This window comes from Prosthecobacter sp. (assembly GCF_044373815.1).
Taxonomy (GTDB): domain Bacteria; phylum Verrucomicrobiota; class Verrucomicrobiia; order Verrucomicrobiales; family Verrucomicrobiaceae; genus Prosthecobacter.
Genome location: NZ_JBIPNG010000044.1, coordinates 1 through 24837 on the forward strand (window position 1 = coordinate 1; position 24837 = coordinate 24837).

Genomic DNA, 24837 nt, shown 5'->3' on the forward strand with positions numbered 1-24837 from the left:
TCAGCGGCTTGAAGACCGCTGTGCTGTATGAACTGCCGCGCGTCGATCTGAATAGCGAACAGGTGCTGGCCGATCTCAGTGCCAGTGTGCAGGCGGCGATCATCGAGGTGCTGGTAGAAAAACTGGTGCTCGCGGCCAAGCAATGCGGCGAGACACTCGTCACTGTGAGCGGCGGGGTCAGCTGCAACCGAGGCCTGCGCTCGGCGCTCACCGCGCGCTGCGCCAAAGCAGGCCTGCAACTGCTGCTCGCAAGGCCGGATCTTTGCACCGACAATGCCAGCATGATTGCTTTCGCCGCTGCGCAACGTTTCAGCATTGGTCACACCTCTCCCTTGGAGGCGGATGTGGATCCCAATCTTTCTCTTGTCAGTTAATCCTTCTCTTCCTTTTCATGCGCCCGATCATTCTTCTTCTCTGCGCATTCACCAGCCTCCAGGCAGGCGACTGGCCGCAGTATCTCGGCCCGCAGCGTAACTGCACGGCCACCGACGAAACCGCCATCGTTGGCAGCACTGAACCCGAGATCGTGTGGAAGCGCATGCTGGGCAGCGGTCATGCCGGAGCGGTGGTCAGCGACAACTGCGTGATCATGACCCATCGTCAGGGCGGCGAGATCATCACGGAGGCGCTCGCTGCTGCCGACGGCAAATCCATTTGGAAACACGCCTGTCCAACCGCCTACCGCGACAGCTTTGGCTTCGACAACGGCCCCCGTGCCGTGCCGTGCATCGCTGCAGGAAAAGTCATCACCCATGGACCGGAAGGCATGGTCCAGGCGCTCGATTTCAAGACGGGCGAGCTGATCTGGAGTTATGACACCGTCGCCGAACTCGAATCACCGCAGGGGTACTTTGGCCGCGCCTGCTCACCGCTCGTCACGGATGGCAAAGTGCTGCTCAATGTGGGTGGCAAGAATGCCAAGGGCGGGGCGGGCATCATCGCGCTGGATCTTGCCACGGGAAAACTCGTCTGGCAGGCCACGGAAGATGAAGCGAGTTATTCCTCCCCCCTGCTGATCCCCGGAGATCTGGGAGTGAGCGCCTTCTTCACGCGGCGCGGTGTCCTTCTGACGCAAACCAGTGACGGCAAGGTGCTGGCGGATGACTACTTCCGCGCCCAGATCGACGCCTCCGTCAATGCGGCTGCCCCCGTGCCGTGCGGAGATGGCAGGCTGCTTTTTACCGCCGCGTATGACGTGGGTGCTGGCCTGTGGCAGTGGAACAAGTCTGAACGCAAACTGACCAACGTGTGGAAAAAAGCCGACACACTCGACTGCCACTACACCACGCCGGTATATCACGCCGGACATGTCTTTGGCCTGCACGGCAGGCAAGAGAGCGGCATGACGTTGCGCTGCATCTCCGTGGCCGATGGCAAGATCGCCTGGGAAGCGCCGGATCGCCTTCAGGGCGGCACCCTGATTCTGGTGGGAGACAAAATCCTCCTGCACAGCGAAGCCGGTGAACTGTGGATCTTCAGTGCCGACCCGAAGAAATTCAATCTCCTGCAACGCAGCCAGATCACCCGCGCGGGACATCGCAGCCATGACGCCTACTCAAATGGCCAGCTTTACGCCCGGGATGCGGAGAAACTGGTCGTGCTGAAGGTGAAGTAGGCGCTGGATTGATCCGCAGGCGCGTCTAGTCTGCGCTGCATGGCTCAGATCGGTAAACGCAACTCCCTCATCGTCCTTCACAGTACGCCGCACGGCATTTATCTGGATGGGGGTGATCATGGCGAGATTCTGCTGCCGAACCGTTACATCCCTAAAGGCACCAGTCTCGGAGAAGCCTTGGACGTTTTCATCTATCGTGATTCCGAGGACCGCCTCGTGGCTACCACGGAAGTGCCGCTCGCCATGGTGGGCGAGTTTGCCACGCTGGAAGTCGTGAGCGTGAACCGCAACATCGGTGCGTTTTTGAACTGGGGGCTGCTCAAAGATCTGCTGCTGCCGTTTCGTGAGCAGGCGGATCAGGTTTACGTGGGAGACAAGGTCGTGGCCTACATCATGCTGGATGAGAAAACGGACCGCATCATCGCCACCACACGCCTGAACCGGCACCTGAGCCGCGAGCGCCCGCCGTTCAAACCGGCGCAGCCTGTGCCTTTGCTGATCACCGCCCGCACCCCGCTGGGCTACAATGCCATTGTTGCGGGAACGCATGTCGGACTGCTCTACCACACCAACATCGGTGCACCGCTGCAAGTCGGACAAAGAATTAACGGCTTCGTCAGCGCCGTTCACCCCAGCGGAAAGATCGACCTCAGCCTGGATGCCTCGGGCTATCAGCGCGTCGCATCACTGACAGATCGCATTCTCGAAGCGCTCAAGAACAACGGCGGAAAGCTCGACTTTGACGACGACAGCCATCCCGAAGCCATTCGCAGCCACTTTGAGGCCAGCAAAAAAGCGTTCAAGCAGGCACTCGGCTCGCTTTACAAACAGCGCCGTATCCGCTTCACGAATCCCGGCATTGAAATCCTGGACGTTCGTGAAGCGAAAGACGGTGACTGGAAGCCTTCTGGCCCGGAAGCCAAATGATCAAGGCAGCGGGAAACGCTGGTTCGTCTCACTGACTTCCTTGCGGATTTGAGCCAGGGCGGCTTCGTCCTCACGGTTCGTCAGCGCACGGTCGATCCAGGCGGCGATCTGTTTCATCTCAGCTTCCTTCATGCCACGCGTGGTGACGGCTGGAGTGCCGACACGAATACCGCCGCCGAGGGTGATTTTCTCGGTGTCGAAGGGAATGCCGTTTTTGTTCACGGTAATTGCAGCCTTGTCGAGAGTCTCGCTGGCAACCTTGCCATTGAGGCCTTTCGGGCGGAGATCGACGAGCATGAGGTGGTTGTCCGTGCCACCACTGACGATTCGGTAACCAAGCGCTGCGAGAGCCGCAGCAAGGGCCTGGGCGTTTTTGACAACCTGGGCGGTGTAGTCTTTGAAGCCGGGCTTGAGGCATTCGCCGAAGCAGACGGCCTTGGCGGCGATGACGTGCATGAGGGGGCCGCCCTGCACGCCCGGGAAGACCTGGCTCTGAATCTTTTTGAAGAGGTCCTCGCGATTGGTGAGGATCATGCCGCCACGCGGGCCACGCAGGCTCTTGTGCGTGGTGGTGGTGACAAAGTCCGCATACTCCATGGGAGAAGGATGCGAGCCGCCAGCCACGAGACCAGCGATGTGGGCCATGTCCACGAACAGATAAGCACCCACGCTTTTGGCGATCTCGCTCATCTTTTTGAAATCGATGATGCGAGGGTAGGCGCTGGCGCCGGCGGTGATCATCTTGGGCTGCTCACGCAGGGCCACTTCGGCGAGTTCGTCGTAGTCGATGAGTTCGCTTTCCTGATTCACACCGTACTGGCAGAAGTTGTAGAGGCGGCCGGAGAAGTTGGCCGGATTACCGTGTGTAAGGTGGCCACCGTGGGCGAGGTTCATACCCAGCACCTTGTCGCCGGGCTGAAGCACGCTGAAATAGACCGCAGCATTGGCCTGCGAACCGGAGTGCGGCTGCACATTGGCGAATTTGGCGCCAAACAACTCGCACGCGCGATCGATGGCAAGCTGCTCGACTTTATCGACTTCCTCGCAACCGCCGTACCAGCGTTTGCCGGGATAGCCTTCGGCATACTTGTTCGTGAGGCAGCTGCCCTGGGCGGCCATGACCGACTTGCTGGTGAAGTTTTCACTCGCAATGAGTTCGATGTGGTCCTGCTGACGGTGCTGCTCGCCGCGAATGATGTCAGCGACGGCGGGATCATTCGCTTCCAAAATATCGAGCGGGTGCGGCTGTGCGTTCATCTTGTCCACCCGGCGGCCATGGCGGCCACCGGCAAAGGGTGTTTTCAGCCATGTGTCCACGATCTCGTTCGCGGTGGCCTCCGGGGTGTTTTTGCCGGAGAGGCACAGCACGTTGGAGTTGTTGTGCTCGCGCGTGATGGCGGCGGTTTGGGCGTCACTGACAAGCGAGGCCTGAATGCCCACATGGCGGTTCGCGGCGATGCACATGCCGATGCCGGTGGTGCACACCAAAATGCCCGCATCAGCCTCGCCAGACAACACCTTGTCAGCGACCACTTCGGCGTAATCAGGGTAATCGACGGAATCATGTGAATTCACCCCCAGATCCTCCACGCCATAACCGGCGGATTGCAGGTGTGCGACGACGGCATTTTTCAATTCCACTCCGCCATGGTCGGCGGCGATGGCGAGTTTATGGGGAGGGCTGCCGTTGGGATTGCTGGTCATTTTTTTTCGCGTTGGGGTGAAGGTCGAAGATGGGTGGGCGATGGCTGCTGTCATCCATCATTTTTCTTCCAGGTCTGGTCGATGTAAGCAAGCAGGCTGGGAAGTATTTTTTCCAGGCTGCGCAGCGTCTCTTCATAAGCTGAGCGGCCCTGTCCAAATGGGTCAGAAACGTCCCTGCCGCGCAGGGCGTCTTCGGCGGCAAATTCAGAGACAAGGTAAACTTTGTCAGCCTGCGCGGGAAATTCATCCGCGATGGCCGCCATGTGATGCGAAGACATGGCAAAAACATGCGTGGCCTGTTCCAAGGTCTTCTGATCGAGCATGCGGCTCTGAAAACTGGCAAGATCGAGACCGCGATCCTTCAGCAAAGCCGCCGTGTGTTTGCTGGCAGGCATGCCGGGCGCCGCAGCCACACCTGCGCTGGAGACCTGATAGTCAGCGCGTTCCTTGACGAGATCACGGAAAAGCGCTTCCGCCATCGGGCTGCGGCATGTGTTGCCAGTGCAGACAAAAAGAACGTTTTTCAAGATGCTGAGCGGGTTTGGTTCGATCCCGCCAGAGCAGACGGGGGAGGTCAGTGTGTCGCGACACCTCCATTTTGTCAAAGGCGGAGCAGTTTGTGCTCATAAGCATTTTCGTGGAATATCCCGCTTGCCAAAGGGGAGGCTCATGGGCTTTGCTTCCGTTCCTCTTATTTTCAAGCGCTTAACATCGGATGGCGGAACGATACAAAATATATGAAAAGCTCGGCATGGGCGGCGTTGGAGCCGTCTTCCGCGCTTATGACAGCCAGTTGAAGCGCTGGGTTGCCGTCAAACGACTGCTGACCGCCAACGAAGCTGACGTAGACAAAGGTGTCGCTTCCGAGCTGCGACGTGAGGCGGATGCACTCGCCTCCCTGCGCAATCCGAACATCGTGACCATCTTCGACGTGGCCAGCGATGACGAAGGATTGTTCATTGTGATGGAACTGCTGCAGGGTGAAGACCTCGCAGATGTCGTCGCCCGCGGCCCGCTGCCCTACGACGATTTCAAAGAACTGGCCTCGCAGACGCTTGAAGGTCTGCTCGCTGCGCACCAGCACCACATCCTGCATCGGGACATCAAACCGGAGAACATCAAGGTGGAGCGCCTTCCCGGCGGTCGCATGCAGGCGAAGATCATCGACTTCGGTCTCGCACGGGCAGGATTGCGCGCACGCAAACAGACGGAGGACCAGGAAGGCACGGTGATGGGATCCATTTACTACATGGCTCCCGAGCAGCTGACGCGAGAGCCCGTGGATGAACGTACGGATCTCTACTCTCTGGGCTGTGTCTTTTATGAGGCACTCTCCGGCAGAAAGGCGTTCGATGGGGCTTCGATGGCCGAGGTTATCGACAAGCACATCGACCACATCCTGGTGCCGCTGCATGAAATCGCCCCGCATGTACCGCAGTGGCTGGGAGCTTGGTGCGCACGCCTCATGGCCCAAAAGCCTGATGACCGCCCGGCCAACGCGCAGCAGGCCATCGAAGAATTCCGTGCCTGGGAAAAAATGCCCACCATGGTGCCCTACGGTCCCTGGATGGGCATGTACGCGCCGCCGCCCGTTTATATGCCGCCGGGAACAGGCACGGTGCCGCTGACGGGTTATTACCCCCCACCCGAAGCTCAGCCCGCCTATGCCGAGCCGGTTGCCGTGGAAGTCATTCCCGAGGCGCAGCCTGTTGTTGAGCTCGCCGCGCTCACGACGCCGCTTGCCCCTGCGCCGCGCAGGCCTGGAAGTGGGCACACGACAGCGATGCAGCGCCCGCCATCGGCGGTCCGGTCTTCTTCATCCTCCTCGGCTTCGTTCATTCAGACAAACGCGAAGCTGATCAAGCAAGTCGCCATTATCGGCGGAGGCGTCATCCTGCTGGGCATCGGCGGCTGCTTTTTCTTCGGCAAAAAGCCCGGTGCTTCATCATCCAATAATTCAGCGCTGTCCGCTATTGGCATCTCGTCCAATCCGCCCAAGGTCAGCTACCAGCTACCGCAGGACCGACCATTTCCTCCTGTGGACCGTGGCATCTCACTCTTTTATGTGGGCAACACCGCCAACCTGACCAACCGCAAAGGCGGCGACGGCAAACCCGCTCAAGCCAACCCAAACGAGCCGGTCATCGAGTGGCATGACCTTTCTGAGAGGGGTGGCGACAACATTTTGCGCAGCTATCAGAAGAGTCCGGACTACGCGCCCAAGCGCACCAACTGGCCGGAAGCCGCCAAGGGTGGCACCCCGAAGCCAGGGCGGGTCGTGCTCGATTTCCATTCCCGCAATGGAAAGCCCTGCATCCTGGAGCTTGATGATACAGGCTCTGAAACACAGAACATGCCCTTCGGAAGCAAGGATGTCGGAGTCCCCAACGATAAAGGACTCACCGTCGTCATCGCTTTTCAAGCCGACGCTGCCAAGCTCCCCATGCGTGTTTTCACCCTCGGCAATGACGACGGCACCACGGTGTCTCTGCTGGTGGACGAGAAGAAGAACCTCGTGGCAGAAGTTAAAAACGCAGGTGGCAGCCCCACGCTGATCTCCAAAGATGTGAACGGCACGCTGGCCTGCCTCGCTTTTGTGAGCTGGAATGCCAGCACGGGCCTCGTGGAGCTCCGTGCACGAGATGCCGATGGCAAGGCCTTCACCTCTTCCGGCAGCAAGTCCACCGCTCCTTCCAAAGCACTCAACTGGCTGCTGATCGGACGTGGTCAGGACAGCAGTGGTGGAAGCGTCAGTCCACAGGATCAGTTCAGCGGATATCTGGCAGAATTCTTCGTCTACTCCATCATCTTGAAGCCCGACCAGACCCAGCTCATCGACGGCCGGGTGCGTGACTGGTACTTCCAGCCGGCAGCTCCCCCACCTCTCAACACTCGGTTGAGAACGAAACTTGCCTGGATCGAGCCGCGCAGTGCATGGAAGTTGAACGCCAGCCTCAAAAAGGAAGACTGCGCAAAGGCCGTGGACAACAACACCGGCTCCCGTTGGGCAACGGGAGTTCCCATGAAGGGCGGGGAGTGGTTCACCGTCGAACTGCCCGCCGAGGAAAACATTGCCGGACTGGCCCTCGACAGCCAGGCCAGCAATCAGGACTACCCGCGCAAGTACAAAGTCGAAGTGTCGTCCAACGGCGCACAGTGGAACCCAACAGATGCCCAGGGAGATGGGAATGTTGTGACCGAGATCGTTTTCAAAACACCGCAGAAAGCACGTTTTGTGCGCATCACTCAGCTCGGCGTGGCCAGCAACTACTGGGGCATCAACGAACTGGTTCTGTTCAAGAAGTAGCCAGATTCCCTGAACGGGCGGCTCCTATCAGTTCATCACACCACACAGGGCGCCACGTATGAGGTGTGCCTGTTCATGACTCAGCCCAGCAGGAGCGGCCACCGCGGCATGCACCATGCCGGCAGCTGTTTCACACGGGATCACAGTGAGCACATTCCCGGATGCCAGCGGCTGGTGAATCACCGGAGGCGTTTCACAGGCCGACATCGCGCTCGAACGGATCGCCGCTCCACAGGCCATCATGGTGGAAAGCACCAGCCCGGCTTTCGCCTCCCCACCCCACAGGACTTCGCCGTCATCACTCATCACAAGAAGCTGTCCCCCCCCATCATGCAGCACCTGTCGCGCCCAGCTTGCAAATGCAGCCAGGCGCACATCACGCGAACCTTGCGGGGTTTTAAAGGCGGCTGTCTGCGAAGGAGCGGCCGTGAAATCCGCCACCATATCAGCTGCGACTTCTTCATTGCATAATTCGGCCTCCTCGGCGTCACCGCTTCCATCATGAAAAGGAGCAAACACTGTGATTCTTTCCTTGGATGGTGGCTCCACTGGCACACTCTCGCTCATGCGGGTGAGGATGCCCGCGTCGGTCGCACGCTGGCGAATCGCACGCAGTTTGTCACGGATTCGACTCAGGGGCAGCGCGGCAGCGGGGTTGGGAATGGACAGACCGTGCTCGTCATCATCCGTTTCATCTTCCATCACTGGCGGTGGCTCTGGTTCGTAAGCCAATGTTTCAGCCTCTACTACAGCAGGCTCTGCTCTCACGGACGGTTCCTGCCAGTCCATGGCAAATCCCCAGGCCTCGGCTGCATTGCCCGGCGAGGCTTCAGGCGTCGTATCGATCTCAATGAAGCCTGACGTTTCCTCCGCGCCTGCCTCCTGAGGTGCGATCTGCGCCACCAGTGCCTTGATCCGCTCGGCATCAATCCATGAGACTTGCATGGCCATGCTCCCTTTCACGTTCGTGGGTCAATCCAATCCGCTGCTCCAGCTCGGCAGCAATCTGGTCAAAAATCAGTGCCTCGGGCGGCGGGTTGCGCTTTGTCAGCGCCACAGGCACTCCCAGAGCACTCGCTTCGAGAAATGAGGACAGGCGCGGAATGCTCTGCTGAAACATCAGGTTTGCAGGCAGCATTTCGCGCAGCTCCCGCGCAACCTTCAGGCTCATCTCGTTTTCTCGCATCACCATCGTCAGCAAAATGCCCGCCACACGCACTCCAGCCCCCTCTGCACGAAAACGCGCCAGCGTCTCCAGCAAATGCGGCACACTGCGGATCGCCAGCGGCTCGGCCTGCTGGGGCAGCACCACAAAATCACAGGCTTTCACCACCGCTTCCGTCGTGCTGCTCATCCCGGCCGCTGTGTCCATCAGCACGACATCGACACCTCGCAGCTCGGCCCCCCGCAACAAATCGGCCAGCCGAGCCGGAACCTCATGCACCGACCAGCCCTGCCTTGCGCAAGTGTCATACTGCCCGGCGGGTACAATCTCCAGTTCTGGGAGCCTTGTCGGCACAACCATCTTGTTCAAATCTCCGCCGCGAACGAGAAACTCATGAAAGCCCTCACGCGCCTTGGTGCTCTTCGCCAGCGACAAGCCCACTCCGCCCTGCGGATCCGTGTCAATCAACAGCACGCGCCATCCGCGCCGCGCCAGTGAGTAGGCGAGGTTGATGCACAACGTGGTTTTACCCACGCCGCCTTTCTGACTCGCTGTTGCAATCGCTATCACACGTCGATGCTAGGATGGGTTTGCCGAATGGCAAGGAAGTTGCGCAGCAGACCATTCAAGATTAAATCCAGCCGGTCTCCGCCGGCGGGGATCATCCCTGCCCCCTCACATGAAACCGCCTCTTTGCTTTTGTTGTCTGGTGCTCTGCTTGACGAGCCTTTCTTGTGAACGCCATGCGGAGCTCAAGCGTGAAATCGCCGTACTCGAGGCCACACTTAAAAAAGACGAAGCAGCCACCCAGCAGTACGATAAAGACATCGCCGCACTCGGTGGCAAGGAGGGTTTGACGCGTCTTCTCGAACAAGCCCAGATCAAAGCGGATCAGCTGCGTCCGCTGGAATTTGTCAATGCCCCCAGGGAGCGCAAGCTGTCGGCCATTGAAACCGAGTTCGCCATGCTCAAGCCCGCCGCTGAAGCATTCAAGGCAGCGCAACCCAAGTAAGTCACACCACAAAACACCGTGTTTGAATTTCGATTCAGCTCCTTTCTCAAGGCCCTGCTTTTGTTCGCCTGCATCATCGGCGGCTGCGACTACCTTTCCAAACTCGACAAACTCAAGGCGGACCTTGCCGAATTGAAATCCCAGGCCGACACCGCCCGGGAGACAGCGGATCTCCGCCGGCAGGAATGGACTGAGATCAAAACCGCCAAAGACAAGCTGGATCAGCTGGAGGCACGCATGACGGAGGTCATTCGGCAGCGCGACCTTCTGGATACCAAAGAGCGCAAACTCACCGGCGAAATCAAATACATGGCAGATTCCATGGCGGCAGCCGTGGAAAAAATCCGCTCAGCCGCCATCGGCACCGAGATCTCGGAACTCAGGCTGGCGGAACGTCCCGCCTTGCTCAATGCGAAAATCCTCAAGATCACCGACGATGCGATCTCCTTTCTGCACGAAGATGGGGTGGCCAGCCTCCATGTAAAAACAAATGACCTGCCGATGGAGTTTGTCCAGAAGTATGACCTCGGGACAAAGTCCATCCATAGGAGCCTGCAACGCCTGAAAGATGAACTAAGTCCACCGGCGTCATCCAAATCAGGCACCTCGGGCAGAACCAAGGGCTTGTAGCATTTTTACCGATCAAAGCGGAATGCTCGGTATTGACATCGCCTGGAGGCAACCATCCTCCATTGCACACCTCCCGCATCTCCAGATACCTGTTCCCTGCTCTGGGCTGCGGATATACGCACGCACTTTATGCCGTCGCAGCCCACGGTTGAGCGAAGCTGCCTCTCCCTCATAGGCACCGCCCATCAAGGCTGCTCTTACTCACCCATCGTAGGTGCGTAATATTTGGTTAGCGTCAGCCTCTCGCTCGGGGAAACTCCTTCATTCAAGCTCCTGAAGACCGTGAGGTCATGCCTTATGGCGTATGTTGCCGCTTTGTCACTTGAGCCAAGCTGGTTATCATACTCCTCTTGACTACAGATTTCAGCAGCCCTTTATCACGACACGGTCGTGACGTGGCCCAGCTTGAAAAGGACCGTCAACGCAATTTCCAATCATGCATGATTGTATAAACATTCTTCTATCCACCACCTCCTATAACCAATATGCCGTATTGGCTGCGCACAGAGAGTGAATGTTCGTGGGAACTTTCACATGCAAACATTATTTCTACATGTATTTTTAGCTAGGGAATCCGTCTTTCTTAGCAGCCACACAACATTGCCTAAATGAACCGCCCCCTTATTTTAACCAGCCTAGCAGCCATTATTTTAGCAAGTTCTTGCGACCAGCCTCGTGTGCTGATCACTGAACGTGCGAACATCGAAGCAGAAATTCTACGCACCAATGAAGAAATGCGTGCTATTGATGCCAAATTCGAAACGCTTCGAGCATCTCCCTTCTCGTACGGAAAGACCTTTGATCGACACTATGAAGATGTGTTGAAAAAAAATACGGAATTGGAGGGGGAGCTGGCATACATGAGCAAAAAGTGCGCCGAGGGCGAGGCTGCCCTGCGTGAAATCCATACCCGTTTGGATACCTACAAAGCCAAATACCTGTACTAAATTTAACTATCGGTCACCATGTTTGAAGAATCAAAAATCTGGGTTTTGCTGTTCATTGTCGGCATCCTTATTTCATTAGGTTACGGCTCCCACTACCTGAGTTCAGTGGATGAAGCCAATTTAGCGCTACAGGACAGCAAATCCAAGCTCATGGACATGCGCGAACAGGTAATTCTTAGGAATAAAGCTTGGGATGAAAATGCGGGAATTGTTGGAAAACTCCAGACAGAGGCTGACAAAAACGCGACTCTCCTCAAGGCAAAAGACATCTTGGACCAGCGTTTTGCTAAAGCTGAGAAAGACTTGAATTTAGCCCTCGAATCCATGAAAACTGCCGTGGATAAAACCCGCAACAATGCACAGGGTACGGAAGTGGCGGAAATCACTTTATCCAACGGCAAGGCTCTGCGTAACGTCAAAATGCGTAAAGTGGAAGACCAGGGCATTTCCTTGATCCATGCCGACGGCATCGGCACAATTCCAGCGGAGCTGCTTCCTGATAATCTGAAGGAACAATATGATTTGGGGCCGAATGCGCTTGTCCCCATGATTCAGAAAGCCCAAACAGCTCTTATACAAAAGCCTGACAAGGACAATGAAAACAAACTGCCACCCACTCCCGAGACGCCTTCCGACAAACCAAATACCAAAACCACCATTGATGACTCCAAGGTAAAGCAAATCAAGTTGCGGATGGCTGAGCTGGATTCGCGCATTACAACCTATGACAAAGCGCAGGAGAAATTTCGACAGGCTGCGTTAAATCATCAATCACTAGCAACGAGCGCCAAGGCTCGTGGGCAGCCTTCTACCCGGCACACCGAAAATGCGAATGAAAATTTAGCCCAAGCAGCTGTGCTGGAACGCCAGGTGGCCGCTCTGCGTGAAGAACGTGGAAAGCTCAATGTCGAGCTCGAGTATGCGATTAGAGGCAACTGACGCCTAATCTCCGCTCGCTACCTCCAGATTCAGGGGCGTGTAGTGCTCCATGTAGCCGATCATCATCTCATCGAAGGTTTGCTGCCCCCAGCGCACGGTTTTAGTGGGATCAGGGTTGGCCGGATTGCCGGAGCTGTTGTCAAACACGGCGGTGATCTTCACCTTGCTGCCGCGAGGAAGAAAATGCGGCATGGCGTAGTCGTAGCGGAGCTGCCAGTTGAAGTCGTATTTGGGGATGTCCAGCAGCGTCTCGGTCTTGCCACCGGGCAGAGTGACCTCGAATTTGAAGGCCTTGCCACGCACGTGCATGTGGGCCATCCAGGCCATCACATTGACGTCCACGGGCAGCGTTCGCTGGGCCACTTCCACATGATTGGCCTCTCCCGGGGGGATGCTGAGGCGCGCATTGGACAGGCCGGTGGTGTGAACGACATATTTTGGCGGTGTCTCGGAAAACAGCAGTCCCATTCGGATCGTGTCTTCCACCGCCTTGCCGTTCGGCGTGTAGTGAATCTGGAAACTCACCGTCGCACCGGCGGGCAGCTTGCGGGCGAAGCCCTCGGGGTAAATCTGCTTCGTATTGCCGGGAACATAGGCCGCCCAGTAGCCTTCGGCGCCTTCATCACCACCACCGCGCACCTTGCTGCCTTTTTCATGCACGCTGACAATAACGTGATGGACCACCTCGCGGGCGCTGGGAAGAATCTCATAACCGCGCACCCAGCGATCTTCAGAAAATTCGGTGGCCACAGTCACGTGCTGGTAGGGCATAGTGCCTTCGGCCTTGATGGCAATCGGCTTCGCTCCAGCGATGATCGCATCCGGCTTGCCAATGCTCCATTCGCTAGGGAAAACGCGAGGCTTGGGCGCGTCAGCAATGTCGCCATTGGCACGGTCCGCACTCAGCCATGCCAGCAAATCCGAACGATCACGTTCGGATAAAGAGCGGTCATTGAGCCAAGGCGAGTGAGTACGCCCTTCAAGCGGAGCGGCGAACCACGGCGGCATGGCTCCGCGCTCCACCTGCTTGCGGATCATTCCGGCGTGCTCGATCACCGCCTCATACGAATCCAGTGCGAACGGCCCAACGCCGCCCTTGTGATGGCACTCCACGCAGTTCGCTTCCATGATGCGTGAGATGTCGCGGTGATAAGTCACGGGCGTACTGGCGACGCCCTGCTGCGATGGCAGGTCCAGCGCGCAGCCCGGCGCACTGGTCGCGACCAGTTCTGTCGGCTCGCCACGCAGCATCGCAGCCACCGCATCGCGCAGGTAATGATGCTGTGGCATGTCCTTTGAGTAGCCGAGGCCATACTGATCATTCAGCGCACCGCGGTAAACGAGCGTGCGTGCAGCGTCGAGCAGGAACACCTCTGTCGTGGTCGTCGCCGCGAGTTGCTGAGCAAGTTTGCCATCCACATCTGTGGCGACCGGGGAGACCAGCTTGTGGTCTGCGATGAACTTCGCAATTTCCTCGGCTTTCTGTCCCGGCGGAGCGTTCACCAGCAGCATGCCCACACCTTGTTCCTTCAGTGACGCTTCCAGCCGGGCGGTCTCGGGCGCCAGCTTGCCACTGATCGGGCAGCTCGCGCTGAACAGTGCAATCACAAGGCCGTTCTTTCCTGCGGCGCTGCTCAGTTTGATTTCACTTCCCTGCAAGGTCTTCAAAGCGAGATCGGCAACCATGCGCCCCACCCCGTGATCGCCGCCCTTGAGTAATTCGGCCGCTTCCTTGAAGGAAGGATCCTCGGAGGCGGGTTTGATAGGGCTCTCAGTGGTCGCGCTTCCCGTGCTGCCGCGCTTGCGCAAAGTAGCGATCACCTTCTCCGCCTCTTCCAGCGTCACCGAGCCGTCTTTGTCCGTATCGAGGCCGTTGAACCATTTCTTGTTCGGCAATTCTTCAGCGGTCAGTTTGCCGTCGCTGTTCTTGTCCATGCGCTTAAAGAGGATGGGGGTTGGCTCATCACCAACCCCAGCGGGCAGATTGCCCGAGAGCTTGCGCATTTTCTGGACTGCTTCGAGCGCTTCGTCATGCGTCAGTTTGCCATCCTTGTTCAAGTCCAGCCGGGGCAGGAAGTTCGCGCCATTCATTTCACTCCCGCTGATGATGCCGTCGCTATTCTGGTCGAACGCTTTGAATTTTTCGTCGAACTCAGTGAGCTGCGCCTGCGCACGCAGACCGGCGACGGAGATCGCCAGCGCTGCGCTGCCGAGCAGAATGAAGAGAACTTTTTTCATGGGAAGATGCATGGGAACACGCTGTGTGACCTGAAGTTTCCTGCCGTATGACAGGATCATCCAGCAAAATCACTGTTGTACGATTGACGCTGCCCCTGCGTTCCGTTTGAATCCACCTGATGAGCAACCGCATCCTCTCCCTCCTGTCCGTCATGGCCCTCGCCAGCACCGCTGCTGCCGAAGTGGCCTATGAATTCGTCCCGAACTTCATCACCCCGCCTCCCGGCAAAGAAACCATCGGCGATGGCCACGGCGAAATCGCCGTGGATTCCGCCGGCAACATCTACGTGAGCGTGCAGGACAAAGACCCCGCCCTGGCAGGCCTGCAGGTGTATGGCAAGGATGGCAAATTCATCAAAACACTCCCACTCCCCCCTTCCCTGCATGGCTTTGTGATTCGCAAGCTTGGCGGTGGCGAGCATATCTACGCCGCCGTGCTCGGCGAGCAGAAGGTCATCAAATGCAACCTGGATGGCAGCATCGTGATGGAGATCCCCACCAGCGCTTTCCCGGCTGAGCAGCGTGATTTTGTGAGTGTCACCAAAACCGACGAGGTCGACCCCAAAAAGAAGACACCCATCGCATCGGGCCTGAAGATCGCAGATACCAAAACGGAGATCACCCTGAAGCTCGCTGACGGCACCGAGAAGAAAATCGCCAAGGAAAAAGGCGTCGCTGCAGCCGGTGGACTCAAGCTCACCAACTGCGACGTGGCTCCCAACGGCGACATTTACGTCGTCGACGGTTACGGCCGCAGCTTCATCTTCGTGTTCAGCGCTGATGGCAAGTTCAAGAGCGTTTTCGGCGGCCCTGACAAGCCCCTCGCGCTGGCAAACGCCCACAAGATCTTCATCGACACGCGCTTTGACCCCGCCCGTGTCATGATCTGTGACCGCGGCCACAAGCGCATGCTGCACACCGACCTCGCAGGCAATTTCATCGGCGAAATCGCCACCGAAATGCGCAACCCCAGCTCCGCCAGCTTTCACGGGGATCTGATGTGCGTGGCCGAAATCGCCGGCAACGTCAGCGTCTGGGACAAGGCCAACAAGCGTGTGGCCGATCTCGGCACCAGCCCGCAGATGACCAACACCCCCGGCATTGCCCCCAAGGACTGGAAGCAGGGTGTCGTGACCAGCCCGCATGGCATCACCTTCGACAATGACGGCAACATCCTCGAAACCGAGTGGAACAAGTGGGGCCGTGTCTTGAAGTGGAACGTGAAGAAGTAATGATGCGCCTCGCGCGATCCATCCTCATTCTCGCCGCAGGGGGAGCCGTTCTGGCCCCCCTGTGTGCTTTGGGGCATGGAGCAGAGTTTTTGAGCGCCAAGCTCACCCTCCTGCCGGATTCTGAGGTACTAGTGGAGGTCACAGCCGACTACGGCAGCAACCCGCTCATCATGGATGAATCTGCCGCGCTGGATGCGCTGGCTGATCCGGTGCGCCTGCGAAAGCACGAAACTCTGGTTCCGCTTGCCACTCTGGCCACGGCAACCATCTCGCAGCATCACAACTGGGCGGACTACGCCCCTGCCGCCTACCTGCCCTCCGGCACCGAAGGCGAGGCTCATGCCTTGATCACTTCAGCTTGGCGGTGGCGCAGCACCGAGCCGGAGATCGTTTTTGAAATGCCCAAGGGCAAACTTCACGACGTGCTGCTTTGGACACACGATGCGACGCATCCTGACGCGCCACCTAAATGGATGCTCCTGCTGGCGGGAGATCGTTCCCGCCCCATTCCCATCCAGCAAACACCTTGGTGGCGTAGCTGGATGGCGGCCGCAGGAGGAAGCGGCCTGGTTTTGGTTGGAATTTATTTCGTTTCGCGGAACTTCACATTGCGCCAGCGCACGCTGTAGGGGCCCGTGCCGCCCTTGATGCCGTGCACTTGAAAGCCGATGTAGCCTTCGGGGTCATTGGGCTGAGTGAAGTCGGCGGCAGGCACTCCGTTGACGAAGCTCTGGTAATGATCCCCTTTCACCACGATGCGGTAGTGGTTCCATTCGCCTTTTTTGAAGGCTGCTTTCGCGGCATCCGTCCGCACTGCGTCCGTTTTCGTCAGAATGCTCCACCAGGTACCGCGACGTGCCTCGTCATAAAAGTCTCCAGCGGTGCCGTTGATGGCGATCTCACACTGCGGTCCGTAGAGGCGTCCGGCTGGGAGCTTGCCTTTGGCGCCCTCAGGCACTGGATCGCCTTCTTTGGCGATGTGGCTGCGCACCTGCACGCCTGAATTCAGCGCATCATCCACATTCACCTCGAACTCGAGTTCGAAATCATTAAACGGGCCGATGGCGAGGAAGGTGTTTGGGCTGCCCTCAGTGGTGGTGCCGGTGAGCACCCCGTTTTCGACCTTGTAGGTGGCTTTGCCGCTGATGATCTGGCCGCCTTGCAGTGAACCATCGGCAAACCAGTTCTGCCAGCCACCTTCTTCCTTGGTTTGGGCGTTCAGACTGAGAAGGGCTGCCCCAAGCAGGGCGGCAGGGAGAGAGATACGGAGGAATCGTTTCATAGGATTGGGCGGTTTTGAACGCAGTTCGTGGCCGGTTTCCATCGCTAACTGCCAGATGCTTAATAAACCTTAAATAAAACCGGGGTTTTTATGGGGTTAAAACCCCAAATTAATGGAAGCCAACCTTGACCATCGGGTCAAGTTGGAATTAAAATGGGGTTATTACCCGGTTATTATTGGATGGCACGCCCCTCAAACACCTTCGACTCATTGTCACTGACGATCGCGATCACACCGCAGATCAAGCAGTACCTCGAAGACATGACCTTGAAGGGCACGTTTGGCAGCAGCCCCGCCGAGGCGGCGAGGATGCTGTTGAGCAATGGGATTGATGCCATGTTGAACACGGGTGCTTTGGACAGACGCAAATGGACTCTCAAGGACGGCCAACTCGTTCTTTTGACGCCGGATCAACCTTCACTATCATCATGACACTGCAACACGATCCTCAGGCTGACTCCACTGTCTTCTCCACCCTTGTTGAAGTCGAAATGACCGACATGGACCGCAGCAAGAAAGGCAGCTGGAAATCCGAAACCCGGCTCTCGATGCTCTCGCACGAGATCACCCGCTACATGCCTGAACTCGCCGCTCTCCTGGCTGAAGGTGGCAAACAGAAACTGCTGGCTGCAGCCTGAGGTGGAAGCCGCCAAGGCGCGGCAGGATGATGCTGAAGTAACGCCAATAGAGTTACGGCTTGCCACTGAGCAGGCCCCAGGGACCCAGCCGTTCGGCGGCTTTTTTGCGCAGGATCGCCTGCTTTTCAGCAGGGAGATGCTGGCAAATACGATCAAGAGAACCCGCCACGCTCACGCCGGCTTTCTGCCAGACTTCGCGGCGCAATGCCTTGAATTCTGTGGCGGCTTGCAGCAGCTCCGCATGCACCACGCTGCGCTCGGAATCCGTGAGATCAAGCTCCGCCACCATCAGGGATTCGATCTTGCCGACAACCCGGTCAACCGGAGCGTGTGACTCATCTGGATGCGCGATGGCATGCTGAACGATTCGACGCAGGACCAGGAGTCCTCCTCCGATGCCGCAACCTGCCCCGAGGGCAAAGACCAGCAGCAGAAGAAGGACCGCTTTCCAGCGTGACGAAGTGTTGGATGGAGTGTTCATGGAGATCAAATGCCTGCGAACACGGGGCCATGAAGCTGCCAGATCCAGGCAATTTGATTCATGACATCAAGGCTCTCGAGGCAAGCTAGAACGGCTGCAACCGCGAGACATGCAAAACTGGTCTGCAGCCATCTGGAACGAAACAGACTGAGAACGTCGTCAAATAGAGACGCCGATTGTGGCGACACCTGGGACGAGGTGATTTCAGCACGAATGGCTGCACGCAGATCCATGTCTGCTGGCGCAGGAACCGATCGGGCGTGGTGTATGAGCTGGTCCCAGGAGGCGGGTTTACGAGAGGGTATATCCATGACGTGTGAGAATGGTTTTAAGTCGCTGCCTAGCGCGAAAGGCTTTCACCTTGGCGTTGACTTTGCTCCAGCCGAAATGCGCGGCGATGTCATGCAGCGGCATTTGTTCGAGATGCATCAGCGTGAGCAGTGCACGGTCATCCGGCGGGAGGTGGGAAAGAATGAACTGCGCGCTGGCGAGATCGTCGCGGGCACTGGTGGCATCAGCCTCGCTCGCGATGTGATCGAGCGGATGCGAGTCATCAGTCGGCTGAACGAGGCGTGAAAAGGGTGAGCGCTGATGCTTGCGGCAGAATTCGAGACCGATGTTGGCCGCGATCCGTTTGAGCCAGTGCAAAAAGGGTTTGTCCGGCCGCCACTGTGGCAATGCGCGCCATGCACGCACAAACGTCTCCTGCACCATGTCCTCAAGATCGGCACGGTTGGCAGCAAAGCGATGGAGCATGGCGGTCATGGTGGACTGATGGCGAGTGATGATTTGATCAAAGGCATCGATATCTCCCGCCTGCGCCGCCTGAACCAGGACGAGGTCATCATCCACGGGGCTTTGGGGTTGAACGGGGACGGTCACAGCAGGTAACGCAGGTAATTCCAAAACGGAGAATGGCAACGAGGCGGGCTCCCAGACATCTCGTCCGGGGGCTATTCGAGGCGCTTTTTCTGCTCCGATGGCAGTATTTTCATAGGAGAGTGAGAGTGATTTTCACGTTGCGGTTTGGTTTGGATGGATCGCGGCGTGGGCGCCGCACAGAGAGCCGAATGCCGCAAGGGGACGGGTGGTTACAGAAAAAGCCGCCCCACGGTTTTTGGCGTCGGCTGTTGACTCGCCGCCACGTCTGCATGACCAGAAAACATGCAGATCATCTCCGGAACCGCCGTCGCCGAAAAAGTCCTCGAAGAATGCCGTCGCGAAATCGCCGAACTGGCCACGCTGGGTCGCAAGCCGGGCCTCGCGGTCGTCCTCGTGGGTGATGATCCGGCGTCTCGGGCCTACGTCCGCTCCAAAGATAAAAAGTGCCGCGATCTGGGCCTGCACTCCGTCAAACTCGAACTCCCAGCCACCACGACGCAGGATGAGCTGCTGGCCCATGTGCACGCCTTGAACAACGATCCGGCGATCCATGGCATTCTGGTGCAAAGCCCGCCGCCCAAGCACATCGACGAGGCCGCTATCGTACGGGCGATTGATCCGGCGAAGGATGTGGATGGCTTCCATCCAGTCAACGTCGCGAAGCTCGCGCTGGAAGATCCCACCGGCTTTGTTCCCTGCACCCCGCTGGGCTGCCAGAGGCTACTGATCGAAGCAGGCATCGAAACCAGCGGCGCTCATGCCGTCGTGGTGGGCCGCAGCATGATCGTGGGCAAGCCCATGGCGCTGCTGCTCATGGCCAAGGGCAAAGGTGGCGACGCCACCGTGACCGTCACGCATTCCCGCACACGTGATCTCGCCGCGATCACCCGCACGGCGGACATCATTATCGCCGCGATTGGACGCCCCCATTTCATCAAGGCCGAGCATGTTAAAGAAGGTGCAGTCGTGATCGACGTGGGCATCAACCGCGTGGACGATCCCACCACCGAAAAAGGCTACAAACTTGTCGGCGATGTCGCCTACGATGAAGTCGCGCCAAAATGCCATGCGATCACTCCCGTCCCCGGCGGCGTCGGTCCGATGACCATCGCCATGCTCATGGCGAACACGATCAAGGCCTGCAAGCAGGCGTGATCGCGTTGGTTTCATGAGGATTTTGATTCTCAAGGCGTGGCGCGCATGCCATGCTTCCGGTCACCATGCGTATCCGACCGACCCTTTTGACTTCCGTACTGGCCCTTGCGATGCCCGTTTGCCTTGCCGCTGAAGAAGACAAGCCCGCCAAACCTGAAGCACCACCTGCGGAGAAAAAGGAAGGCAAAGCGGATGAGAAAAAAGAAGGCAAGAAGCCCGAGGCAGACAAGCCGGTGGTGACAAGTGGAAAGGTGACCATCGGTGGCAAAGAAATCGCCTATGAAGCCAAGGCAGGCACCCTGCCCATCTTGAAGCCAGATGGCAAACCTTCGGCTCAGGTCTTCTACACGGCCTACACCATGAAGGATGTGAAGGACGCGGCCACAAGGCCCGTGACGTTCTGCTTCAATGGCGGACCCGGCAGCAGCTCAGTGTGGCTGCATCTGGGAGCCTTCGGACCGAAGCGTGTGGATTTACCAGCGGATGGACTGACGCCCCCGCTGCCGCCGGGCGGACTGGTGAACAATGAGTTCTCATTGCTGGATGTGACAGATCTGGTGTTCATCGACCCGGTGAACACCGGCTTCAGCCGTGCCGAAGATCCGAAGAATCTCAGCGAGTTTCTCGGCGTGCAGGAGGACATTGCCAGCGTGGGTGAGTTCATGCGCTTGTGGGTCACGCGTGAGGAACGCTGGAGGTCGCCGAAATTCATTGCAGGGGAAAGCTACGGCGGCATTCGCGGCGGCGGACTGGCGGAGCATCTGCAGCAGCGGCACCGCATGTACTTGAACGGCATCGTGATCGTGTCCGGACTGCTCGATTACGCGACGCTGATCCCCGGACCGCTGAATGAAACACCTTACCTGGTGGGACTGCCAGCGATGACCGCGACTGCGCATTACCACAAGAAGCTGCCAGCAGATTTGCAGGCAGATTTCAAGAAAGCAGTGGCGGAATCGCGGGCGTTTGCCTTCGGCGAATACGCCTCGGCCCTGCTCAAGGGAAGCGACCTGACAGCCGCAGAGCGTGAGGCTGTGGTGAAAAAACTGGCCCGGTTGACTGGCCTGGAACCAAAGCTGATCGAGGAGCAGGAACTGCGGATCGACAGCGGGGTGTTTCGTGAGCGGCTGCTGCGCAAAGAAAAGCTGGTGCTCGGCGCCTATGATGCACGAGTGACGGGACGGGATGGCGATGAGTCGGAAAATCATCCGCAGATCGAGCCTTTCATGCGCGTGGTGGGCAGCATCGCTGCGGCTTCGATGAACGCCTATTTGCGCGAGGAACTGAAGTATGAAAAAGACCTGCCTTATGAAGTGCTGGCGCCGCAGCCGAACTGGAACCACGGCAAGGGCAACAGCTACACGAGCGTGAGCGGCCAGCTGGCGGAAGCGATCAAACAAAATCCTCATCTCAAGGTGCTGGCTCTGGTGGGCTGGCGAGATCTGGTAACACCTCCTGACAACATGCTGCTGAGCGTGCGCCATATGCACTTGCCGGACGAACTGCGCGGGAACATCGAATTCGCCGAATATGAGTCCGGCCACATGATGTACACGAACCGCCCGGACATGGAGAAAATGCATGCGGACATCGCCGCATTCATCGCCAAGGCCCTGAAGTAACCCTCTGCCCCACTTATCCATGAAAAGCTGCTGGATCGCTCTGATCCTGGTTTCCGCGACTATGGCCGCGGACAAACCCAATGTGGTGCTGCTGTATGCAGATGACCTCGGCTATGGAGATATGTCCTGCTACGGCGCAAAGACCATTTCGACCCCACACATCGACAAGCTGGCGGCCGAAGGACTGCGCTTCACGGACGGACATTGTTCGGCGGCGACCTGTACGCCCTCACGATTCGCGATGCTGACAGGCGAATACGCCTTCCGGCAAAAGGGCACAGGCATTTTGCCGGGGGATGCCAAGATGATCATCCCACCGGGCCGGGCGACTCTGGCCTCTGTTTTCAAAGGTGCAGGCTACCAGACCGGGGTGGTCGGGAAATGGCATCTGGGGCTGGGTGACGGCGCTTTGGACTGGAATGGCGCGATCCAACCGGGCCCCCTCGAGATCGGCTTCGACCACTGCTTCATCATGGCCGCCACAGGCGACCGTGTGCCCTGTGTGTTTGTGAAGGATCATCAAATCGTGGGACTTGATCCGGCTGACCCGATCCAGGTGAGCTACAAGCAGCCCTTTCCCGGGGAACAAACGGGCAAGGCCAATCCCGAACTGCTCAAGATGCACCCCAGCCATGGGCATGACATGGCCCTGATCAATGGCATCAGCCGCATTGGCTATATGAAGGGAGGGAAATCGGCCCTTTGGAAGGATGAGGACATGGCGGACACTTTTACCAGCCAGGCGGTCAAGTTCATCGAGGCCAGCAAGGGTGCCCCCTTCTTTCTGTACTTTGCAGCGCATGATCCTCACGTGCCGCGCGTCCCCCATCCGCGCTTTGCCGGCAAAAGCGGAATGGGACCGCGTGGAGATGCCATTTTGCAGTTCGACGACAGCGTTGGTACGATCCTGGCCGCGCTCGACAAACTCGGCTTGAAAGACAACACCCTTGTCCTGCTCAGCAGCGACAATGGCCCCGTGGTGGATGACGGATATCAGGACGAGGCGGTCGAAAAGCTCGGCGATCACAAGCCAGCCGGCCCCCTGCGGGGTGGAAAATACAGCGCGTTCGAGGGGGGCACCCGGGTGCCTTTCATCGTTCGCTGGCCCGCAAAGGTGAAAGCGGGCGTGAGTTCTGCTCTGGTCTGCCAGGTCGATTTTCCCGCCAGTTTCGCCGCTTTGACTGGCCAGCCAGCTCCAGCCGCCGCCGTGGACAGCCAAAATATCCTGCCTGCCCTTCTGGGGACGGACACTACCGGACGGACACAACTGGTCGAGCAGGGCGGTCCCACCAGCCTGCGGGATGGGGACTGGAAATTCATCCCCGCCAGTCCTGGAACAGCCAAGAACAAGAATACCAACAGCGAGACAGGGAATGCCCCCGGCCCTCAGCTCTATGACTTGTCCCAGGACATTGGGGAAAGCCAAAACTTAGCCAAAACACAGCAAGATCGGGTCAAAGCCATGGCGTCCGCGCTGGAAAAGGCCCGTTTGGGGCCGGGTAAATAGGTCCTTTCCCACGTCCAAGCTTGCCGAAACTGCAAAAAAACAGCTAATTAGCCTAATTGGAGGCCCCTTCGGCACGTTCGAGCCATTGGAATTCCATTCCCTTCATTCCACACCACCATGAAACAAACCACGAAACTGCTCAGCAGCCTGCTTGTTTCCGCACTTGTTGCGTCTTCCGCCTTTGCGGAAATTCGCACTTGGACGGACACCTCGGGCCGCCAAGTCACTGCCTCATTCATCGGACTCGATGGTGAGGACATCATTCTGAAAACCGCAGACGGCGCCACCCACAAGTTCGCGCTGACCAGATTGTCTCCGGAAGACCAGGCGCTGGCAAAAAGCATGAAGCCTTCGGACCAGCCCGTGATGCTGGCAAACGCCACGGTTGCTCAGGCATCCGCCTCCGTTGACCGTCTCGTGGCCAATGGCCTTGTACGTGCCAATCCTGAGCGTGCCAAGACTGCTGGCAAAAAGCCGATCACCGGATTCAATCCGCTGGCCAGCGACGAGCAGTTCGTGCGTCGCGTTTATCTCGACATCGTGGGTCGCATTCCGAATTACACGGAAACCAATCAGTTCGTTTCGGACAGCAATCCGAACAAGCGTGCCAAACTGATCGACATGCTGCTCGACAGCCCCGGTTACAACAGCAACACGTTCAACTATTTCGCGGAAATGCTGCGTGTGAAAGACCGCCTCGAACAGGACAACCTGCGCGGCGTTCCCTACATCAACTGGATGCAGCACGAGATCGAGAAAAACACCTCATGGGACAAGATGGTGTTTGAGATGCTCACAGCGAAGGGAAAAATGTGGCAGGATGGTGCCGCTGGTTATCTCCTCCGTGACGCAGGCATGCCGCTGGACAATCTGGCCAACACGCTCGCAGTGTTTCTGGGCACCGACGTGGCCTGCGCCCAGTGCCATGACCACCCGTTCTCCGACTGGACTCAGCACCAGTTCTATGAGATGGCCTCCTTCTTCGGAGCCACCACCACAACGATGCGCGCTTACGGCAAAGGCAAGGGCAAAGAAAGCCCCGGCATGGCCATGAACGCCATGAGAGACCTGATGCCCAAGATTGAAGAAATGGTCACCCAGAGCGGCCAGGACATCAAACGCATCCGCAATGGCATCCAGAACTACATGGGAGCCAACCGCTACATCGTCGGAGACATGGACTCCAACACCATGAAGCTGCCGCATGACTACAAGTATCCAGATGCCAAGCCCAATGATCCGGTGGAACCCAAGTTCATCACCTGGAGCAAAGAAGACAAAAATCTTCCTGCCTACAAGCAGAAGATGAAGTCCGCCGAAGAACTTCGTCCGGCGTTCGCCAAATGGGCCACAGACCCCAGCAATCCCCGCTTCGCCATGGCGATCGCCAACCGCATGTGGAAGCGCGCTTTCGGCCAGGGCATCAGCGAGCCTGTGACCAACATTGATGACCCCAAGCAGTCCGTGAATCCTGAGCTGCTCGTCCATCTGGCTGAAGAAATGAAACGGGTGAAGTTCGACATCAAGAGCTTCATGCGCATCATCTACAACACC

Annotated in this window: 23 protein-coding genes and 1 pseudogene; 16 read left to right on the forward strand and 8 right to left on the reverse strand. The window is 58.1% G+C overall.

Annotated features, from left to right (window positions below):
• The 3 genes and pseudogenes from ACIREA_RS06040 to ACIREA_RS06050 all read left to right on the forward strand — a co-directional run.
• Window positions 1-374, forward strand: a pseudogene (locus ACIREA_RS06040) (tRNA (adenosine(37)-N6)-threonylcarbamoyltransferase complex transferase subunit TsaD); the annotation flags it as partial.
• A gap of 17 nt (window positions 375-391) precedes the next feature.
• On the forward strand, window positions 392-1615 hold the full coding sequence (locus ACIREA_RS06045; RefSeq protein ID WP_397381363.1) for a PQQ-binding-like beta-propeller repeat protein: 1224 nt from the start codon (window positions 392-394) through the stop codon (window positions 1613-1615).
• 39 nt (window positions 1616-1654) lie between these two features.
• The gene (locus ACIREA_RS06050) at window positions 1655-2542 is read left to right on the forward strand and encodes a S1 RNA-binding domain-containing protein (protein ID WP_397381364.1); all 888 of its coding nucleotides are present in this window, start codon (window positions 1655-1657) and stop codon (window positions 2540-2542) included.
• On the opposite strand, the gene rpiB is transcribed toward ACIREA_RS06050, so the two are convergent.
• Together rpiB and ACIREA_RS06060 are read right to left on the reverse strand one after the other, a co-directional pair.
• Window positions 2543-4300: a ribose 5-phosphate isomerase B gene (gene rpiB / locus ACIREA_RS06055; protein ID WP_397381365.1), complete on the reverse strand. Its 1758-nt coding sequence runs from the start codon at window positions 4298-4300 to the stop codon at window positions 2543-2545.
• Window positions 4297-4773, reverse strand: a complete 477-nt coding sequence (locus tag ACIREA_RS06060) for a low molecular weight protein arginine phosphatase (RefSeq protein ID WP_397381366.1) — start codon at window positions 4771-4773, stop codon at window positions 4297-4299. Before ACIREA_RS06060 ends, rpiB begins: the two co-directional genes overlap by 4 nt.
• A gap of 188 nt (window positions 4774-4961) precedes the next feature.
• Here ACIREA_RS06060 and ACIREA_RS06065 point away from each other — a divergent pair, with 188 nt between their 5' ends.
• A complete protein-coding gene (locus ACIREA_RS06065; protein ID WP_397381367.1) occupies window positions 4962-7553 on the forward strand; it encodes a protein kinase in 2592 nt (863 codons plus the stop codon).
• A 27-nt stretch (window positions 7554-7580) separates the two neighbouring features.
• Here ACIREA_RS06065 and ACIREA_RS06070 read toward each other — a convergent pair whose 3' ends face one another.
• Both ACIREA_RS06070 and ACIREA_RS06075 read right to left on the reverse strand, forming a co-directional pair.
• Window positions 7581-8342: a hypothetical protein gene (locus ACIREA_RS06070; RefSeq protein ID WP_397381368.1), complete on the reverse strand. Its 762-nt coding sequence runs from the start codon at window positions 8340-8342 to the stop codon at window positions 7581-7583.
• 136 nt (window positions 8343-8478) lie between these two features.
• Window positions 8479-9288 carry a ParA family protein gene (locus ACIREA_RS06075; protein WP_397381369.1) on the reverse strand — a complete coding sequence of 270 codons (810 nt, stop codon included), beginning with the start codon at window positions 9286-9288 and terminating at the stop codon, window positions 8479-8481.
• A gap of 109 nt (window positions 9289-9397) precedes the next feature.
• On the opposite strand from ACIREA_RS06075, the gene ACIREA_RS06080 reads away from it, so the two are divergent.
• The 4 genes from ACIREA_RS06080 (at window position 9398) to ACIREA_RS06095 (ending at window position 12246) form a co-directional block, all read left to right on the forward strand.
• Window positions 9398-9730 carry a hypothetical protein gene (locus tag ACIREA_RS06080; RefSeq protein ID WP_397381370.1) on the forward strand — a complete coding sequence of 111 codons (333 nt, stop codon included), beginning with the start codon at window positions 9398-9400 and terminating at the stop codon, window positions 9728-9730.
• An 18-nt stretch (window positions 9731-9748) separates the two neighbouring features.
• Window positions 9749-10360 (forward strand): hypothetical protein, encoded by a 612-nt coding sequence (locus ACIREA_RS06085; protein WP_397381371.1) that lies wholly within the window; start codon window positions 9749-9751, stop codon window positions 10358-10360.
• A gap of 608 nt (window positions 10361-10968) precedes the next feature.
• Window positions 10969-11307: a hypothetical protein gene (locus ACIREA_RS06090; RefSeq protein ID WP_397381372.1), complete on the forward strand. Its 339-nt coding sequence runs from the start codon at window positions 10969-10971 to the stop codon at window positions 11305-11307.
• A gap of 18 nt (window positions 11308-11325) precedes the next feature.
• A complete protein-coding gene (locus tag ACIREA_RS06095) occupies window positions 11326-12246 on the forward strand; it encodes a hypothetical protein (RefSeq protein ID WP_397381373.1) in 921 nt (306 codons plus the stop codon).
• Between the two features lie 3 nt (window positions 12247-12249).
• On the opposite strand, the gene ACIREA_RS06100 is transcribed toward ACIREA_RS06095, so the two are convergent.
• A complete protein-coding gene (locus ACIREA_RS06100; protein ID WP_397381374.1) occupies window positions 12250-14484 on the reverse strand; it encodes a redoxin domain-containing protein in 2235 nt (744 codons plus the stop codon).
• Window positions 14485-14603: 119 nt separating this feature from the next.
• Between ACIREA_RS06100 and ACIREA_RS06105 the strand changes: the two genes are divergently transcribed.
• Complete coding sequence (locus tag ACIREA_RS06105; RefSeq protein ID WP_397381375.1) at window positions 14604-15716, forward strand: hypothetical protein; 1113 nt, start codon at window positions 14604-14606, stop codon at window positions 15714-15716.
• Window positions 15716-16345: a hypothetical protein gene (locus tag ACIREA_RS06110; protein ID WP_397381376.1), complete on the forward strand. Its 630-nt coding sequence runs from the start codon at window positions 15716-15718 to the stop codon at window positions 16343-16345. Before ACIREA_RS06105 ends, ACIREA_RS06110 begins: the two co-directional genes overlap by 1 nt.
• Here the strand turns inward: ACIREA_RS06110 and ACIREA_RS06115 are convergent.
• Window positions 16300-16998 (reverse strand): DUF1080 domain-containing protein, encoded by a 699-nt coding sequence (locus ACIREA_RS06115; protein ID WP_397381377.1) that lies wholly within the window; start codon window positions 16996-16998, stop codon window positions 16300-16302. The genes ACIREA_RS06110 and ACIREA_RS06115 overlap by 46 nt on opposite strands.
• A gap of 180 nt (window positions 16999-17178) precedes the next feature.
• On the opposite strand from ACIREA_RS06115, the gene ACIREA_RS06120 reads away from it, so the two are divergent.
• Entirely contained in the window at window positions 17179-17430 is a 252-nt protein-coding gene (locus tag ACIREA_RS06120) for a hypothetical protein (RefSeq protein WP_300195140.1), read from the forward strand.
• Entirely contained in the window at window positions 17427-17636 is a 210-nt protein-coding gene (locus ACIREA_RS06125; protein ID WP_397381378.1) for a hypothetical protein, read from the forward strand. The genes ACIREA_RS06120 and ACIREA_RS06125 overlap by 4 nt, the downstream gene beginning before the upstream one ends.
• 52 nt (window positions 17637-17688) lie before the next feature.
• Here the strand turns inward: ACIREA_RS06125 and ACIREA_RS06130 are convergent, their stop codons facing one another.
• Entirely contained in the window at window positions 17689-18117 is a 429-nt protein-coding gene (locus ACIREA_RS06130; protein ID WP_397381379.1) for a hypothetical protein, read from the reverse strand.
• Window positions 18118-18408: 291 nt separating this feature from the next.
• Window positions 18409-18999 (reverse strand): RNA polymerase sigma factor, encoded by a 591-nt coding sequence (locus ACIREA_RS06135; protein ID WP_397381380.1) that lies wholly within the window; start codon window positions 18997-18999, stop codon window positions 18409-18411.
• A 282-nt stretch (window positions 19000-19281) separates the two neighbouring features.
• Here ACIREA_RS06135 and folD point away from each other — a divergent pair, with 282 nt between their 5' ends.
• From folD to ACIREA_RS06155, 4 genes are all read left to right on the forward strand, one after another.
• Entirely contained in the window at window positions 19282-20154 is an 873-nt protein-coding gene (gene folD / locus ACIREA_RS06140) for a bifunctional methylenetetrahydrofolate dehydrogenase/methenyltetrahydrofolate cyclohydrolase FolD (RefSeq protein ID WP_397381381.1), read from the forward strand.
• Window positions 20155-20240: 86 nt separating this feature from the next.
• On the forward strand, window positions 20241-21776 hold the full coding sequence (locus ACIREA_RS06145; RefSeq protein ID WP_397381382.1) for a S10 family peptidase: 1536 nt from the start codon (window positions 20241-20243) through the stop codon (window positions 21774-21776).
• A 19-nt stretch (window positions 21777-21795) separates the two neighbouring features.
• The gene (locus ACIREA_RS06150) at window positions 21796-23283 is read left to right on the forward strand and encodes an arylsulfatase (protein ID WP_397381383.1); all 1488 of its coding nucleotides are present in this window, start codon (window positions 21796-21798) and stop codon (window positions 23281-23283) included.
• Window positions 23284-23400: 117 nt separating this feature from the next.
• Window positions 23401-24837, forward strand: a 1437-nt coding sequence (locus ACIREA_RS06155; RefSeq protein WP_397381384.1) for a DUF1549 domain-containing protein, incomplete at its 3' end; no start/stop codon positions are given.

Bases quoted from the DNA above. Each gene is read 5' to 3' on its own strand.
- ACIREA_RS06045 (WP_397381363.1), top strand. From the start codon at position 392: ATGCGCCCGATCATTCTTCTTCTCTGCGCATTCACCAGCCTCCAGGCA.
- ACIREA_RS06125 (WP_397381378.1), top strand. From the start codon at position 17,427: ATGACACTGCAACACGATCCTCAGGCTGACTCCACTGTCTTCTCCACC.
- ACIREA_RS06115 (WP_397381377.1), bottom strand. From the start codon at position 16,998: ATGAAACGATTCCTCCGTATCTCTCTCCCTGCCGCCCTGCTTGGGGCA.
- ACIREA_RS06090 (WP_397381372.1), top strand. From the start codon at position 10,969: ATGAACCGCCCCCTTATTTTAACCAGCCTAGCAGCCATTATTTTAGCA.
- ACIREA_RS06110 (WP_397381376.1), top strand. From the start codon at position 15,716: ATGATGCGCCTCGCGCGATCCATCCTCATTCTCGCCGCAGGGGGAGCC.
- ACIREA_RS06105 (WP_397381375.1), top strand. From the start codon at position 14,604: ATGAGCAACCGCATCCTCTCCCTCCTGTCCGTCATGGCCCTCGCCAGC.
- ACIREA_RS06065 (WP_397381367.1), top strand. From the start codon at position 4,962: ATGGCGGAACGATACAAAATATATGAAAAGCTCGGCATGGGCGGCGTT.
- ACIREA_RS06130 (WP_397381379.1), bottom strand. From the start codon at position 18,117: ATGAACACTCCATCCAACACTTCGTCACGCTGGAAAGCGGTCCTTCTT.
- ACIREA_RS06050 (WP_397381364.1), top strand. From the start codon at position 1,655: ATGGCTCAGATCGGTAAACGCAACTCCCTCATCGTCCTTCACAGTACG.
- ACIREA_RS06120 (WP_300195140.1), top strand. From the start codon at position 17,179: ATGGCACGCCCCTCAAACACCTTCGACTCATTGTCACTGACGATCGCG.
- ACIREA_RS06070 (WP_397381368.1), bottom strand. From the start codon at position 8,342: ATGGACTGGCAGGAACCGTCCGTGAGAGCAGAGCCTGCTGTAGTAGAG.
- ACIREA_RS06150 (WP_397381383.1), top strand. From the start codon at position 21,796: ATGAAAAGCTGCTGGATCGCTCTGATCCTGGTTTCCGCGACTATGGCC.
- ACIREA_RS06080 (WP_397381370.1), top strand. From the start codon at position 9,398: ATGAAACCGCCTCTTTGCTTTTGTTGTCTGGTGCTCTGCTTGACGAGC.
- ACIREA_RS06100 (WP_397381374.1), bottom strand. From the start codon at position 14,484: ATGAAAAAAGTTCTCTTCATTCTGCTCGGCAGCGCAGCGCTGGCGATC.
- folD (WP_397381381.1), top strand. From the start codon at position 19,282: ATGCAGATCATCTCCGGAACCGCCGTCGCCGAAAAAGTCCTCGAAGAA.
- rpiB (WP_397381365.1), bottom strand. From the start codon at position 4,300: ATGACAGCAGCCATCGCCCACCCATCTTCGACCTTCACCCCAACGCGA.
- ACIREA_RS06095 (WP_397381373.1), top strand. From the start codon at position 11,326: ATGTTTGAAGAATCAAAAATCTGGGTTTTGCTGTTCATTGTCGGCATC.